This is a genomic window from Puia sp. P3, from assembly GCF_050632245.1.
Lineage (GTDB): Bacteria > Bacteroidota > Bacteroidia > Chitinophagales > Chitinophagaceae > Puia.
Genome location: NZ_CP192583.1, coordinates 2,906,987 through 2,921,600 on the forward strand (window position 1 = coordinate 2,906,987; position 14,614 = coordinate 2,921,600).

Genomic DNA, 14,614 nt, shown 5'->3' on the forward strand with positions numbered 1-14,614 from the left:
TGTGTTTCACAGCTCGCCCACGGGTGAACAACAGTCCGACGCCGGCAACGCACAGACCAACGCCGGCAGCGCCAGCATCAGCGTCAGCGGCAACGCAGGCATCGTCAACGGTTCCAGCACGTCCGAATATGTCTACCTTGACATGAACGGCGACGGACTGCCCGACCGGGTCAACCAGTCCAACCACCACGTAGCCCTCAACCTCGGTTACGCGTTTGCACCCGAGGAAGACTGGGGCTTCGACCAGGTTCAGTACGGCAACAGCCATTCCTTCAGCGGCGGCGCAGGCCTCGGCCTTGTCACCGGCCACAAGAGCTTCGCAGTAGGCTTCAGCCTCTCGCGGTCGGAGAACAGCAGCAGCATCGTGCTGCAGGACATGAATGGCGACGGATTGCCGGACTGGGTGACCAGCTCAGTCGGCCAGCCCCTGCAGGTACGCCTCAATACGGGCAACGGCTTCAGCCCCCAGACCATCAACTGGACAGGAGCCGGCACCATTGAATCCAACAGCAGCACCTCCGAATCCGGTAACCTGGCCTTCACCATCGGTTTCCCCATATTTACCATCAAGCTGATCGTCAACGCCAGCGCGGACATCGGCGACGGGATGGCCCGCGAACTCGTGAAGATACAGGACATCAACGGTGACGGATATCCGGACTATATCAGCTCGACAAAGGATGACAACCTGTCCGTTGCCCTGTCGACGATCGGACGCACCAACCTGCTGCGATCCGTCAACCGACCGATGGGCGCCGCCTTCTGGCTCGACTACCAGCGCATGGGCAACACCTGGCAGATGCCCAACAGCGTATGGGCGCTGACATCCGTGAAGACATTCGACGGCTTCAAAGGCGACGGCCCGGATACCCTCCTGACGACCTTCGGCTATGCCGGCGGACACTATGACAGGGACGAACGGGAGTTTTATGGTTTCGGGACCGTTCACACCTTTAGCCACGATGCGGCGAATGGCAACACGGTTTATACTACTGTTACCGAAAACTACGCCAACGACAACTTCTACACGAAGGGGATTATGCAATCCAACCTGGTGCAAAGCGGCGACGGGAAAAAATACACAGAGACGATCAATACCTACGAACTGCACGATATCGCCACCGGCACAATACTGCCGGATTCTTATAAGTCCAATGACGCGGGTGCGGCATTCGTGGCGCTGAGCCGGGTTGACTATAAATATTATGAGGGGCAGTCTCAGGCGGGTAAGTCGACCTATTTGACCTATGGTTATGATACAAAAGGGAATATTACCCAATATACCGATTTTGGAGACCCGGGTGTGGCCGATGATATCAGCGCAGCCGTTACTTATTACAATATTGCTGATAAATATATTGTCGGGTCGCCGAAGTCGATCGTAGTGACCGGGTCGGGCGCCACCTATCGCAAACGGGAAAGTACGATCGACAGCCAGACAGGTGACGTGAAGGAGATCAGACAGTATTTGAGCGATGGAAGCACCGCCGTGCATGACATCGCATATGACGGTTATGGCAACATGACCGGCATGACCAGCCCGGCCAATGCGAAAGGCCAGCGCTTTCAGCTGAATTATGTATTCGACGACCAAGCTGCACCAGTTCATCGTCAGGACATCCAATAGCTATGGGTATAGCTCACAGGAGACATTTGACTATCGGTTCGGACGCGCGCTTAGCTCGGTAGATATTAACGGCAACACCATCCATTACCAATTGGACGACGCAGGCAGGGTGGTCCAGGTAACGGGTCCTTATGAACTCGCGGCCGGAGTACCCTATACCATCCGGTTCGACTATCACCCGCTATCGGCCGTACCGTGGGCGCATACCGCCCACTATGATCCCGCCCATCCGGGCAATGACATGGAGACGGTGACCTTCATGGACGGTCTGCAGCGCCTGCTGCAAACCAAGAAAGACGTCGCCATTTTCCAGGGGAAGGGTAGGGACGACAAGGAACAGATGATCGTCACCGGCAGGATCCTGTTCGACGGCCTTGGCCGCCAGGCAGCGTCTTATTACCCGGTGACCGAAGACAAGGGAAGTGATAGCGTGTTCGATCAGTCGTTTGACAACATAACTCCGACGCGCATCACCTATGACGTGCTGGACAGGATGCTGACCACTACACAGCCTGACGGATCGGTGACGCAGCATAGTTTTGGCTTTGGCAGCGACCGTACACAGCGGCCGCAGTTCAGCAGGAAGACACAGGATGCCAATGGCAAACTGACAGAGCAGTTTATCAATGTCCGTGGTCTGACCGCAGCGCAGAAAAGCCATACCTCCTCGGGCGACGTCTGGACCAGCTTCACTTATGATGCCATCAATCAGCAGTTGACGTCTACCGATGATATCGGCGCGACGACCAGCTCGCAGTATGATATGATGGGACGACGCGTGAGCCGGACGCACCCGGACCAGGGGAACCACTCAGTATACTTATGATCCGGCGAGCAACATCACCAAAGTGGTTACAGCCAATCTGAGTAAGGATAACGCGGCTATCACATATAGTTACGATTTCAACAGGGTTACGAATATCACCTATCCCAACAATCCCGAGAATAATGTGAATTATACGTATGGGGCGGCCGGATCGGCCTTCAACCGCGCCGGCAAGGTGGTCGTACAGGAAGATGGGACAGGGGCTCAGGAATTTTTCTATGGCCCCTGGGTGAGACGGTGAAAACTGTACGCACCGTGGTAGTCCCTGGATTTGGCCAGCGGACCTATGTGACCCAGTGGAACTATGATACCTGGTTCAGACTGACCTCCATGATCTATCCGGACAGCGAAGTGGTGAACTATAGCTATAATCTCGGCGGGACGCTGCTATCGATGAGTGGCAACCGGGCAGGCCAGGTGACCAGCTATGCGCAGCAGCTTGGCTACGACAAGTTCGAATCGAGGGTGTTCCTGGCTTATGCAAATGGTACGCAGACCAGTTATTCATATGAACCCGATCGCCGCCGCCTCCAAAACCTTGTCGTAACGACGGGCAACGGCCGGCGCATCATGGACAACGATTATGCGTATGACAAGGTGGACAATATCCTTAGCCTTACCAACAATGCGCCTGTGCCTTCGAGCAGCCTGATGGGCGGGTCATCCCAGTACAACTATACCTATGACGACCTGTACCGCCTGACCAATGCCACCGGTTCCTTCAAGGGACCCCATGAACAGGATAGGTACAGCATGACGATAGCATACAACAGCGTGGGCGGCATTACCCGAAAGACGCAGACCAACGATAAGAGCCCCAATGGCAACGGCAAATGGATCTCACAGAATAAGACAACCTATGACTTTTCCTATACCTACGATACAAAGCAGCCGCATACCGCGACGCATATCGGCAGCCAGACCTACACCTATGATGCTGACGGCAACGAGACCGGCTGGACGGATGACAAGACAGGACAGCGGCAGAAAATGGTATGGGACGAAGAGAACAGACTGCGGAGCGTATCCGAGAACGGCCAGCTCAACAGCTATGTTTATGATGCCGACGGCGAGAGGGTGCTGAAGGGCAATGGTTCCGGTCAGGCGGTATATCTCAACGGAAACAACACCAGCAATTCCGGAGGGATGGGTAATTTTACCGTCTATGTCAACCCTTACGTGGTGGTGAAGAGCGGCGAATACTCCAACCACTATTTTATCGAAACCCAACGGATCACGACGCGTCTGGAGCATGGCTGGGACAAGCAGGTCGTCGCCGCGGACGCCGGAAGCAGCATCTCCTGGAAGAATAAAGAACAACTTTTAGAGAAGGGGATCGACCGTGACCAGCAGGCCATACTGACCACCGACAGCGCCGCGGCAGCAGCCACGGGAACGAATGCAAGAGCAGCGACGGGGCAGGGCAACAGCGGCGCCTCGGGCAGCGGCACGCCATGGGCCAACGCCAATCCCAACAATAACGGCAACCACTATGCATACGGGCACTACAAAGATGGAAACGCTGCCGGCGGCCAGACCGGCGGCGCGGATTTCCTTTACTTCTATCACCCCGATCATCTGGGAAGCACCAGTTACGTAACGGATGGTTCGGGGGAGGTCTATCAGCACCTGGAGTACTTTGCCTTCGGAGAGACTTTTGTGGACGAGCATAGCAACACGGATGCGATACCGTATCTGTTCAATGGGAAGGAATTGGATGGGGAAACAGGCCTGTACTATTTTGGAGCGAGATACTACGATCCGAGGACGAGTATCTGGGCGAGCGTGGATCCCATGACAGAGAAAATGCCGGGCTGGAGTCCGTATAATTTCGGGTTTGATAATCCGGTGCGATATATGGATCCTACGGGCATGAACCCCATAGGAGGGCCGGACCCGGTAGTTACCGTTAACGGCAACGTCGTTACCATTACCGTTAAGAAAAAGGATTGCCGGACCTGTACGCCTTCTTCCCCGGCCGGCGGCTCGACGCCTTCCACTTGCCTCAACACCTGCCAGTGCACCGGGAAGGACGCCTGCTGCTCCGGCGCCTGCGGCGGCGCCGGCTACCAACGCGGCTACACCTCCCAGTGTAAAACCCGCTGCGGCACCCCAGAACCACGACGTTACGCAACATACAGGGTTTAATATACCGGACGCCTTAACGGTGTTGAATAAAAATGCAGGCACAAAATCTCAGCACGCATGCGCGCACTATGTACGACTTGCGATTGAAGCCGGTGGGATCAACACAAAAGACCACCCGGTGCCTGCCGCGGATTATGGACCATATCTTAAACGCTGGGGATTCCAGGTGCTGACAAAAGACGTAACAGCGTCGGACTATACGCCCACTAACGGCGACGTGGTCGTGTTCGAAGGATTTGAAGGGCACGAGAACGGACATATTGCCATGTACAATGGAACCCAGTGGGTCTCGGACTTCAAGCAGAACTACTTTACACCCGGTGAAGCCTATCGTAAAGATCCCCGGATCCCTACGTAATTTACCGGTATCCGAAAAAGCAATAGAAGAATATCTTTGGAATCTGATAAATTGTTGTTATTATGGAGAATCAAAATCGAACAATTATGGCCTTCAATGCAAAGTTACCCGTCATCCTTTGCGCATTATTTGGGATTCTGCTGTGTGGTCAGGTTAAGGGGCAGGACAGCACTGCTGACAAAAAAGAAGTGTTCGCGCAGTTGAAAACCTTCTATACGAGCTATATTCTCGCGTTTAATGATCTTCCTCATTCAGCAAAAAAACTGGATGCCATAATGAAGAAATATTGCGATAGCCAGCTGCTTAGCAAGATCAACAAAAAGTCGGAGTCCGGAGAATTGGACTATGATCCCTTTCTGAAAGCCCAGGACGTCGATACGGCCAGTTTGAAGACCTTTACTTTCGGGAAAAGAGCCAAAAAAGGCGGACGTATACACTTTTTCCTATGTTGCCAATCAGGGGAAATATAAACCGGTGATCCATCTGATCGTAAACAGGCGGAATGGAGCCCTTAAAATAAGGGACGTCTGGTAGTTCTTGCCGGGCGGCGGCGATCCCGATACAAAATATCCTATCTTTAAGTCCATGGAAATAAATATCCTGGATACATACGAGGACCTCAGCCGTCATGCGGCGGAGGTCCTTTTTCGTCAGCTTGACGCAAAAAAGGACATGCTGCTCTGCGCAGCCACCGGCAACAGCCCCACGAGAACCTACCAGCTGCTGGCCGAAGAGTGCGGCCGCCGGCCTGAACGCTTTGCAGCCATGCGCGTACTCAAGCTCGACGAATGGGGTGGCATCCCCCCGACAACCCGGGAACCTGCGAATCTTACCTCCGGAGCCACGTCCTCGGAGCCACTTGAATATCGACCCCACCCGCTATATCTCTTTCGATAGCGATCCGGCCGACCCGGAAGAGGAATGCCGCCGCATGCGGGCCCGCCTTGCCGCAACAGGTCCGGCCGACTGCTGCATACTCGGCATCGGAATCAACGGCCATATCGCCCTCAACGAACCAGCCGACTGGCTCCAGCCCCGCTTTCACGTCGCCCAACTGGCCCCACAACACTCAACCATACCATGGTAACCGCCGCCGGAAAATCCCCGACCTACGGTCTGACCATGGGCGTCGGCGATATACTTCAGTCAAAAATGATCCTTCTCCTCATCAGCGACTCGTCCAAAAGGCAAATAACCACCGCACTTTTTGTCTCAGAATGGCGTCACACCCGGGTTTCCCGCGTCCTTTTTATTGCTCCACCCCAACACCATCTGCCTCATCGACCGGCAGGCGGCGCCCGAATAGCCACACATTAACTAACTTTAGCTATGCTACACGCTATCGGAATAGACATCGGCGGCACCAATATAAAATATGGGCTGGCGGATTCGTCGGGCAATATCGGCTATGAGTCGATCAGACCGACCCATCAGCCCCAAACTACCGTATATGAAAATATCCTCGACATCATCACCGAGGTCAGCAGGGCGTCCAATAGCGTCCCCGAAACAATTGGCATCGGAGTACCCGCAATCATCGAGGACGGCATCGTCACCGGATGCTTCACCAACCTCCCCGATCTCGATGGAATGCCCCTCGCCGCCCGACTTGGCGCGGCAACCGGCGCGAGAATTGCAGTCGGCAATGACGCCAACCTGATGGGCCTCGCCGAATGGCGCTACGGAGCCGCCCGCGGTGCCACCGACGCCCTGTTCCTCACCATCGGTACAGGCATCGGCGGCGCAATGGTCGTGAATGGCGAACAATACTCGGGATACCGTAATAGGGGGTCGGAACTCGGTCATATCATCGTCGAGTCCCAGGGCAACCCCTGCGGCTGCGGCGGAAGAGGCTGTCTCGGAAGCGCACGCCTCCGTCAAAGCGCTCATCGCAGACTATAAAAATCTCACAAGCCGGTCCGGCGATATCACCGATAATACCTCAGGAGATACCACCGGCAATTCCATCGTCTCAAAATACCTCGACGGCGAGCAACCCGCCGTACAGGCTATGAACCGTCATTTCGACTATCTGGCCGTCGGCCTGGCCGGTCTCATCAATATCTTCAGCCCCCAGCTGATCGTCATCGGCGGAGGCATCTCCGAATCAGGCGACTTTTATATCGACGCCATCCGCGAACGGACCATGCAGAGAGCCATGAAAGAAACCTCCCTCAATACTGTCATAAAAGCCGCCCTGCTCGGCAACAAAGCCGGCTTCCTCGGCGCAGCCGCGCTGGCCTTCAATGGCGCCCCATCGATACGGTAGCCGGCAGCCGCCGCCACCATTCACGCCGTATCACAACAACCTGCTACATGTCATTGCTAATGCAGTAAAGACCAAAATTTTGCCGGCTACGCCATAATTCCGAACTTGTCTCAATGATCGTCGTCATTCAATGCAGGGACCAGATTGGACTCGTGGCCGCCATTACCGGCGTGCTCGCACGGCAGGGACTCAATATAGTTTCCCTTCGCGAGCACGTCGACCCCTCCGACAACCGCTTTTTTATACGGATAGAAGTGGACGGCGAAACGCCAAAGGACCACCTCCTGCTACAACTGACACCCCTGCTTCCCGGCGAAGCCATCATCTCCATCAATCCCCAGCCCGAGAAAAAGATCGTCGTGCTGGTAACAAAAGAATACCATTGTCTATCGGATATACTTATACGCAACCATTTCAAAACCCTCGGTGCATCGGTTCAGCACGTCATCGGCAACTATCCCGCCATGGAGGATATCTGCCGCCGTTTTGAGATCCCCTTTACCCATATCTCCCACGAACAGCTGGAAAAGGCGATTTTCGAACAGCAGATCATGGACATTCTCCTGCGCCTTCAGCCGGACTATATCGTCCTGGCAAAATTCATGCGTATCCTGTCCCCGGACTTTGTAAAGACCTTTCCCGCCCGTATCATCAATATCCACCATTCCTTCCTTCCCGCATTCGTCGGCGCCAACCCCTATCGCCAGGCATTCGATAGGGGAGTCAAACTCATCGGTGCCACCGCCCATTTCGTCACCGATCAGCTCGACGAAGGCCCCATCATCGCCCAGCAAACCATCCCCGTAAACCATTCCTACACCGCCGCCGCCATGATGAAAGCCGGCAAAGAGATCGAGACGTCCGTCCTCGGCCCGGGCCCTCCGCCTGGTGTTCGACGACCGGGTGCTGGTGTATAAAAACAAAACAGGTGGTGTTTGAATAATTTCCGCTAGCTTCAGGTATCCCATTCCCCTTGCGGCTTCGACTGGCGCCTCGTCGGCCGCCATCCTTCGTTATGGCTCCTGATCGCGTCCTATTTCTGCATCCAGTGGGCCAACTATTTCTTCGTCGCCTGGATGCCCAACTACCTGCAGGAAGGGAAGAAGTTTTCCGAACAGGAGATGAAACTGACCACCACCACCGGATTCCTGCAGGCCGGCGCATTCATCATGTCGATCTTCTTCGGCAAGATCGTCGATCTCACGTCCAGCTTCGATCTATTCGTTAAGTTTATTGGTCACAAGGTTAACCACCTTCAGTTTGTCGACGATCAGGAGTAGAATAAAAATGAACGTCACCAGCCCCAGCAGCGAGAAGATCAGCATACCGTAATACTTTAACGTCCATTCCAGTGCGACCTTTATTCTTTGTCCAAAACCGATCCTTTGTGCCGTGGCAGCCTCGAACAACGAGAATTTAACCGTACAGAACTCATTTTCGGCATCGAAATTTCCCAGCTCCACACCCAACTCCTGCAGCTGTAACTCTACCTGCAGTATCTTATCGTGTAATTGGATATAATCGCCGATGGCTCCGCCTCTGGACTTCAGATCATTCAATAAAGCCAGATTCTATTGTCGGAGGCGTAATTTTTTTGACATTATCCAGCGTGATAAAGAATCGATTCGACAAGCCGGCTTCATGTGTCGCATCCGCAACGACATATCCATACAGCAATCGAAAAGCCAGCATCAGGAAAAATAGGGCAATGAACCACCGGCTTATTTTCCAAAGCCTTTGTCTGAAGGTTTGTTTCATGGTTTGGGGAATTGAATTTAAATAGTTTATCTCGTTTTTTTGGGGCCCGGACTATTTCCAGATCCTGAATAAAATCACCGTATATACCAGCAGTTATCACCGACCAGAGACAAAAACGCTTCAAATTCGGTCTCCGGAAATCTGGGGGATTGTGCAATGAATGCAGAAAGTGCCTAAGATCAAAACAAGACCAAATAGCAATCGAATTTTCTTTTATCTGATCCATAAGTAATTAAATATATAATTTCCCGCCATTCTTACGTCAACTCCTTATGGCGTAAAGCATTTTCCTTTCAAGGTAATATTTTTTGACCTAATCCAAAATGCACATAATGAAACATGCGACCATTACCGGGAGGGGGAAGATAACAATCCGGATTCTTTTATACTGGATGACTTTTGTCGGAATATACATGACCGGAGGGTTCATTGGCAGCTTTTTCCCGGGAAAGAGTCACCTTCCGGGCTTTAGCAACTGGATATCCGGAACCCTTGCTGCTTTCCTTGTCACCTGGATTTTTCTTAGGTGGGAGAAAAGTTCCTTTACTTCGATCGGATTGCTTTGGGAAAAAGGTACGCTATTTCGTTTTTTTAAAGGTTTTCTGCTGGGCAGCTGTATCTTCTTTGTCATGGTGCTCATTCTAGCAGGATATAGTGGTGGGAGGCTGCAACGCATCCCCTGGAACGCAGATGGTTACACCCTGATCGCCTACCTGACTTTTATACCCCTGGGCTTAATGGAAGAAGTAGCTTTCCGGTCTTATCCCCTGGTCCGGCTTAATCAGGTTTTCGGAATACGGGTAACATTACTGATCATCGCGCTTGCATTTGCACTTTACCATATTTCAATGGGATGGAGCATTTACGTTGCCCTCGCAGGCCCTTTTGTCTGGTCTTTTGTTTTCGGCCTGGCGGCAGTGTGGTCACGGGGCATTGCCCTGCCAGCCGGTATCCATATTTCAGTTAATGTCCTGCAAAATATCATTGGTCTTAACGGGGGTAAGGGATTGCTATGGAAGATCAGCTTTCCGGAAAGCCATCTTGCCAGGACAGAACTTATTGGTTTATCCGTACAAGGCTGCTTACTCGCAGCAAGTCTTATTGCAATGGAACTTTTCATCCGGCGAAACGGAAAGGAGAGCATTTACCCGGAAAAAATGATACGGTCCGGTTTAGGGGATAAATAAGGTTCTCCTTCGATTATTCTATTTAACATAATGTTAATTATAAGACAAACATTCCTCGCAGAAAAACCGGCCCAGGAGCCAAACCCCGCGTCAAAACCAGCCCACGGCTAAAGCCATCTATTTCGACCATAACCCCGCATAGATCCGCCCGCCAGGCGCCCTGGCTTTTTCGTCCCGGCAAACAAAATATAAACCGGAGCCTGTAGCTTTATCGCCAGGAACAAATCCCCGGAATAACCATGAGTAACACAAAGAAACAACTGACAGCCGAACAACGCGACACCCTGCTCAAAACCCTCAAAGCACGGTTCGAAAAGAACACAGCCCGCCACAAAGGCCTCGACTGGTCAAAGGTTCAGGCAAGGGCTATCCGCCAGCCCAAAGGGACTCTGGACGCTCAACGAAATGGAACTCACCGGCGGCGAACCCGACGTGGTCGGCCACGACGCGTCAACCGGCGAATTTATTTTCTTCGACTGCTCACCCGAAAGCCCAAAAGAACGCCGCAGTCTCTGCTACGACCGCGACGCCCTCGATTCCCGCAAAGACGCCCCACCGGTCGACAGCGCCCTCGATATGGCCGCCGCCATTGGCATCAACATCCTCACGGAGGACGAATACCGCACCCTCCAGCAACTCGGAAAATTCGACACCAAGACCTCCAGCTGGATAAAAACACCGGAACCCATCCGGGCCCTCGGCGGCGCCATCTTCTGCGATCGCCGCTACGACCACGTCTTCACCTACCACAACGGCGCGTCCTCCTACTACGCCGCCCGCGGCTTCCGCGGATCGCTGCGGGTCTGACGGATCAATTCATTGGGTCACTAACTGTCTGACAAAACACACCGGCGCTGCCAACCCCGGCCCCACGCCTACTTCACCGGCGCACACCCGATCAGCATGGAGTCCGCCGGCATCCGCAGCTGAAGCCTGGCCGGGTTTATCCGGATCAACCTGTCTTCGCCTTCCTTTATCTTCACAAACTGCCGCGGACGCACATTCCTGAACACCTGCACAATTCCCGACGTCGGCCAGGCTCGATCCGCAACTCGTCGATAACCCCTGCCTTCCCCAGCCCCAGCTGCTTACGCAACGGATTGCCTCCAAAACTTCCCCCACAGCTCACATCCATATACACCGTCCTCTTCACCCCATTCTCATGAAAACTGGCCGCGATACCCGCGCCGATCGCCGACCGGTTCGACTGCACCCCCTCCAGCTGCACCCCGATCCAGCTATTGCCCTCATCCTGACCCGGATTGATATATAGCGAACTGAAATACGCATCCCCCGGCTGTGCCCCGCCCGTCTCGACGAAAATATCCTGGTTGCCGTCATTGTTCACATCCGCAAACGCCACCTCATGCCCCTTCTGCAGATTCCCCACACGCGCCTGGGTAGTCACGTCGTCGAAGAGCTGACCATTTCGGTTTCTATACAGCTTGTTGGGCATCAGCGACGAAAAATCCGGATTCCCCGTGCCCAGATACATGTCCGGCCAGCCATCGTTGTCGATATCGCCGAAATTCGAACCCATCGAAAATACCGGTTTGGCGAGTCCCGACTCAGCCGTGACTTCGGTGAACGTGCCATCGCCGTTGTTCCGGTACAGATACATCGTGCTCGTGCCCGGTGGCAACGGCCGCCCCAGAGCATCCGCGGCGATGGCAACCGCCATGGAAGTCTGATACTGGTATCCACAAACGAAAATATCCGGCCACCCGTCATTGTTATAGTCCCAGAACCAGGTGGGAAAAGTATAGGTCGGTGTCTTGTCAAGACCGGCCTTATGGGTCACATCCTCGAAATGAGGTATCACAGTATGCTCCCCCTTGTTCCGGAGCAGGAACTTTTCCCCGTCCCGGCACGAGATAAAAATATCCGGCCACCCGTCCCGGTCGTAGTCTCCCGCCGTCACGCCCTTCATAAAACCGATCATCTCGCAGCCCGCCTGCCCCGCGACATTCGTAAACGTCCCGTCATGGTTATTGACCCATAGCTCCGAAGGATGCACCGACTGCATAGGCAGCGATTCATTGCCGATAAAAAGGTCCAGCCACCCGTCATTGTTGAAATCCGCCCAGACCGCAGCCTGGCTGGGGTTGAGAGAAAGAATGCCGCTCTCCACAGTCACGTCTGTGTAACTACCGTCGCCGTTGTTCCGCAACAGGGTTTTTGGCTGATGCCCCATCTCCCCCTCCAGGCGCCCCGTGAAACAAAAATATCCGTAAACCCATCGTTGTTGTAGTCGGCCTGCGTGATCATCAGCCCGCCTTTGATCTCGGACAACCCCGACTCTTTAGATACATCCGTGAAACTGCCATCCGCGTTATTCCGGAAGAAATGCATACTCTCGCTCAGGTCCCACGAAGAAGTGACGATATCGAGATAACCGTCATTGTTAAAATCATCCACGATCGCGCCACCGGCCTGACTGCGATAATTGTTGATCTTCAACTCCCGGGCAACATCGGTAAAAGCGCGGATCTGCGCAGATGAAGTATCTGCGCCCAGCCCCGGTATCAGCCACGCCGGAGGAACCATCGCCGGATACTGACCGATGGTCATATACGCGATGTTCAGCAACCACCGGGACTCGAGATCCCCCGAATCCAGCTGCAGCAGCTGCTTGTAGACCCGGATACTGTTCATGGACGCCGTCGGGTCCGTGTACACGCCATTGTCGCGGATCGGAAAGATACAGGAACCCGAAGAGTGACCGGAAATGCAGTTGCTCCGCTCCCCCAGCCGCAGATACGCCAGGGCCAGCTGCCTCCGGATATCCATCGCCAGCGGATCGTCGGAGGAGGCGGTAGTCCGGTCCCGACAGCGCCTGAAGGATATTCACCGCCTTCTTTTCCTGCCCCAGCTTCAGCAGCGACAACGCCTTGTACAACTGAATGACCAGCGCCCTTCTCTCGCCGGCGACAGGCTGCAACTCCAACGAATCATAAAAAGCGAGCGCCGCGGCCGGACAAAATGGATTGTTCTTATCATATATATCTTTGAGCCCCTCCCGGTAGATCCGGTTCGCTTCCTTTAGGGAATAATATCGCCTTACGCGTATATAGGTCACCGATGAAAGAAGGATAAAGGCGGCTCCTGTAGCAATAATTGCCAGGAACTTATTTCTCATAATAAGGTAGAATGATGTGTGAGTACACTAAAATGCAGGACAGTCCCCTCCTGTTGAAGAGACTGCGCAATCATATGTCAGAATTGGAGAACGCCTTACAACTCCGGAGGGTTTTCCGGAACCGGCTTGTAGATCGACGAAGTTGGCGTGACGCCTATAGCCTTCCAGACGCTGGTGATCCTGGACGGGCCTTGCAAAAGAAAGGCTTGCCTGACGGCATAATAGTCGGGAGATAAAGGATGCAAAAGATGCGGATGCGCACCCTGTCGCCGGTCCTGGCCTGCATGACAGAGACCATTGGTCCAACGGAAAAAAGCAGTATTGACCTCGCTTAGTTGTATCGTCGCAGCATCCGGAATACACATGACCTCGAGACTGTCATTGTATATTCTGCGCTTCACATATTTATACCGGATACCGTGGATGTCGATAGACCCGTCCACCCATTCGAATTCTTTAGAGTTTTGATAGTAAGCCAGGGTCGTGATCGGCACCTTCAGCGAGACCAGCTGGGTTTCGTCATACCTGTTCTCACTGATCTGTTCCGTCAGTTCGGTGCTGGCCTGAGCTTCCATATACAACGTCAGCAGCCTGTATCCAAACCAGTTGAATAGCAGTACGCAAACTAACAGTATGGCAGCAGCGGACTTCACTTGTAAGCAAATTAAGCCAAATAAGTGAAACTTGCCTTCGGTCGTCTTCGGGATATTGCGGAAAGATCGTTCTTCAGGGATATGCCCGTTTGGGATGGGCTAAGGAAGAGAGGGATACTGGAAGAACTATTTGGACCTCAGGATAGCGAGGTCGGAGAAACTCGGATTAAAAGCGGGGATGACTACTTCATCTTTCGAATACAGTTCAGCGGCTTGCAGCTCTACACGCACCTTTTCATGCTTTTTGGCCTTGATCGTGACCAACTTCTCGATGCGGTCGCGGTTTACGCCTTTGTACAGGATCGTCACATAATACTTGCCTGCGGGAACGGCAGGGATCGTAATTCCATGGGTGCTGTCCGTGGCAAATACCGGTAGACGACACCGGCTCCCGTGCGGTTGTACTTGTCGAAAATGATCAGCACCGAATCCTTAGCACGGGCATTGGTGAACTGAAATCTGACGGTGCCTGCATTGGCGCTGACCGTGCTGGCCGTCTTAGCAGCGGTCGCCGGCGCCGGGTCGGGATTCGCATAAGCGGCTCCGACCAGCAGCAGGGTTAAAAGGTTAAGAACTAGATGTTTCATGGGGTCGATACTTTGACTATTAAAATTCAACCCCCATGCCAAAACCATAGCCCATGAAAACC

The 14,614-nt window shown here is 53.6% G+C and carries 21 protein-coding genes; 13 read left to right on the forward strand and 8 right to left on the reverse strand.

Annotation, left to right across the window (positions count from 1 at the left end):
• Positions 1-607: 607 nt before the first annotated feature.
• The 11 genes from ACQ86N_RS17435 (at position 608) to purU (ending at position 8,145) form a co-directional block, all read left to right on the forward strand.
• Positions 608-1,627, forward strand: coding sequence for a toxin TcdB middle/N-terminal domain-containing protein (locus ACQ86N_RS17435; RefSeq protein ID WP_431217455.1), 1,020 nt, complete (start codon positions 608-610; stop codon positions 1,625-1,627).
• The gene (locus ACQ86N_RS17440) at positions 1,578-2,453 is read left to right on the forward strand and encodes a hypothetical protein (protein ID WP_431216255.1); all 876 of its coding nucleotides are present in this window, start codon (positions 1,578-1,580) and stop codon (positions 2,451-2,453) included. Before ACQ86N_RS17435 ends, ACQ86N_RS17440 begins: the two co-directional genes overlap by 50 nt.
• A 22-nt stretch (positions 2,454-2,475) precedes the next feature.
• The gene (locus ACQ86N_RS17445; protein WP_431216256.1) at positions 2,476-2,694 is read left to right on the forward strand and encodes a hypothetical protein; all 219 of its coding nucleotides are present in this window, start codon (positions 2,476-2,478) and stop codon (positions 2,692-2,694) included.
• The gene (locus ACQ86N_RS17450) at positions 2,691-4,601 is read left to right on the forward strand and encodes an RHS repeat-associated core domain-containing protein (protein WP_431216257.1); all 1,911 of its coding nucleotides are present in this window, start codon (positions 2,691-2,693) and stop codon (positions 4,599-4,601) included. The genes ACQ86N_RS17445 and ACQ86N_RS17450 overlap by 4 nt, the downstream gene beginning before the upstream one ends.
• A gap of 118 nt (positions 4,602-4,719) precedes the next feature.
• A complete protein-coding gene (locus tag ACQ86N_RS17455; RefSeq protein WP_431216258.1) occupies positions 4,720-4,959 on the forward strand; it encodes a hypothetical protein in 240 nt (79 codons plus the stop codon).
• Between the two features lie 86 nt (positions 4,960-5,045).
• Positions 5,046-5,429 carry a DUF3828 domain-containing protein gene (locus ACQ86N_RS17460; protein WP_431216259.1) on the forward strand — a complete coding sequence of 128 codons (384 nt, stop codon included), beginning with the start codon at positions 5,046-5,048 and terminating at the stop codon, positions 5,427-5,429.
• Between the two features lie 115 nt (positions 5,430-5,544).
• Positions 5,545-5,856 carry a hypothetical protein gene (locus tag ACQ86N_RS17465; RefSeq protein ID WP_431216260.1) on the forward strand — a complete coding sequence of 104 codons (312 nt, stop codon included), beginning with the start codon at positions 5,545-5,547 and terminating at the stop codon, positions 5,854-5,856.
• A 34-nt stretch (positions 5,857-5,890) separates the two neighbouring features.
• On the forward strand, positions 5,891-6,046 hold the full coding sequence (locus tag ACQ86N_RS17470; RefSeq protein ID WP_431216261.1) for a hypothetical protein: 156 nt from the start codon (positions 5,891-5,893) through the stop codon (positions 6,044-6,046).
• Between the two features lie 242 nt (positions 6,047-6,288).
• A complete protein-coding gene (locus tag ACQ86N_RS17475) occupies positions 6,289-6,861 on the forward strand; it encodes an ROK family protein (protein ID WP_431216262.1) in 573 nt (190 codons plus the stop codon).
• A complete protein-coding gene (locus ACQ86N_RS17480; RefSeq protein ID WP_431217456.1) occupies positions 6,848-7,228 on the forward strand; it encodes an ROK family protein in 381 nt (126 codons plus the stop codon). The genes ACQ86N_RS17475 and ACQ86N_RS17480 overlap by 14 nt, the downstream gene beginning before the upstream one ends.
• 113 nt (positions 7,229-7,341) lie before the next feature.
• Positions 7,342-8,145 carry a formyltetrahydrofolate deformylase gene (gene purU / locus ACQ86N_RS17485; RefSeq protein ID WP_431216263.1) on the forward strand — a complete coding sequence of 268 codons (804 nt, stop codon included), beginning with the start codon at positions 7,342-7,344 and terminating at the stop codon, positions 8,143-8,145.
• Between the two features lie 300 nt (positions 8,146-8,445).
• Here the strand turns inward: purU and ACQ86N_RS17490 are convergent, their stop codons facing one another.
• Both ACQ86N_RS17490 and ACQ86N_RS17495 read right to left on the reverse strand, forming a co-directional pair.
• Positions 8,446-8,787 carry a hypothetical protein gene (locus tag ACQ86N_RS17490; protein WP_431216264.1) on the reverse strand — a complete coding sequence of 114 codons (342 nt, stop codon included), beginning with the start codon at positions 8,785-8,787 and terminating at the stop codon, positions 8,446-8,448.
• Positions 8,780-8,986 (reverse strand): hypothetical protein, encoded by a 207-nt coding sequence (locus ACQ86N_RS17495; RefSeq protein WP_431216265.1) that lies wholly within the window; start codon positions 8,984-8,986, stop codon positions 8,780-8,782. The genes ACQ86N_RS17490 and ACQ86N_RS17495 overlap by 8 nt, the downstream gene beginning before the upstream one ends.
• A gap of 332 nt (positions 8,987-9,318) precedes the next feature.
• Here ACQ86N_RS17495 and ACQ86N_RS17500 point away from each other — a divergent pair, with 332 nt between their 5' ends.
• Both ACQ86N_RS17500 and ACQ86N_RS17505 read left to right on the forward strand, forming a co-directional pair.
• Positions 9,319-10,173, forward strand: coding sequence for a CPBP family intramembrane glutamic endopeptidase (locus ACQ86N_RS17500; RefSeq protein ID WP_431216266.1), 855 nt, complete (start codon positions 9,319-9,321; stop codon positions 10,171-10,173).
• Positions 10,174-10,578: 405 nt separating this feature from the next.
• Entirely contained in the window at positions 10,579-10,980 is a 402-nt protein-coding gene (locus ACQ86N_RS17505) for a DUF4256 domain-containing protein (RefSeq protein WP_431216267.1), read from the forward strand.
• Between the two features lie 68 nt (positions 10,981-11,048).
• Here ACQ86N_RS17505 and ACQ86N_RS17510 read toward each other — a convergent pair whose 3' ends face one another.
• The 6 genes from ACQ86N_RS17510 to ACQ86N_RS17535 all read right to left on the reverse strand — a co-directional run bounded on the left by ACQ86N_RS17510 (position 11,049) and on the right by ACQ86N_RS17535 (position 14,552).
• Positions 11,049-11,174 carry a hypothetical protein gene (locus ACQ86N_RS17510; RefSeq protein WP_431216268.1) on the reverse strand — a complete coding sequence of 42 codons (126 nt, stop codon included), beginning with the start codon at positions 11,172-11,174 and terminating at the stop codon, positions 11,049-11,051.
• Positions 11,153-12,367: an FG-GAP repeat domain-containing protein gene (locus tag ACQ86N_RS17515; protein ID WP_431216269.1), complete on the reverse strand. Its 1,215-nt coding sequence runs from the start codon at positions 12,365-12,367 to the stop codon at positions 11,153-11,155. The genes ACQ86N_RS17510 and ACQ86N_RS17515 overlap by 22 nt, the downstream gene beginning before the upstream one ends.
• Positions 12,307-12,963, reverse strand: a complete 657-nt coding sequence (locus ACQ86N_RS17520) for an FG-GAP repeat domain-containing protein (RefSeq protein ID WP_431216270.1) — start codon at positions 12,961-12,963, stop codon at positions 12,307-12,309. The genes ACQ86N_RS17515 and ACQ86N_RS17520 overlap by 61 nt, the downstream gene beginning before the upstream one ends.
• A 444-nt stretch (positions 12,964-13,407) precedes the next feature.
• Positions 13,408-13,965, reverse strand: coding sequence for a hypothetical protein (locus tag ACQ86N_RS17525; RefSeq protein ID WP_431216271.1), 558 nt, complete (start codon positions 13,963-13,965; stop codon positions 13,408-13,410).
• A 126-nt stretch (positions 13,966-14,091) separates the two neighbouring features.
• The gene (locus ACQ86N_RS17530) at positions 14,092-14,274 is read right to left on the reverse strand and encodes a hypothetical protein (protein WP_431216272.1); all 183 of its coding nucleotides are present in this window, start codon (positions 14,272-14,274) and stop codon (positions 14,092-14,094) included.
• Entirely contained in the window at positions 14,271-14,552 is a 282-nt protein-coding gene (locus ACQ86N_RS17535) for a hypothetical protein (RefSeq protein ID WP_431216273.1), read from the reverse strand. Before ACQ86N_RS17535 ends, ACQ86N_RS17530 begins: the two co-directional genes overlap by 4 nt.
• Positions 14,553-14,614: the final 62 nt, after the last annotated feature.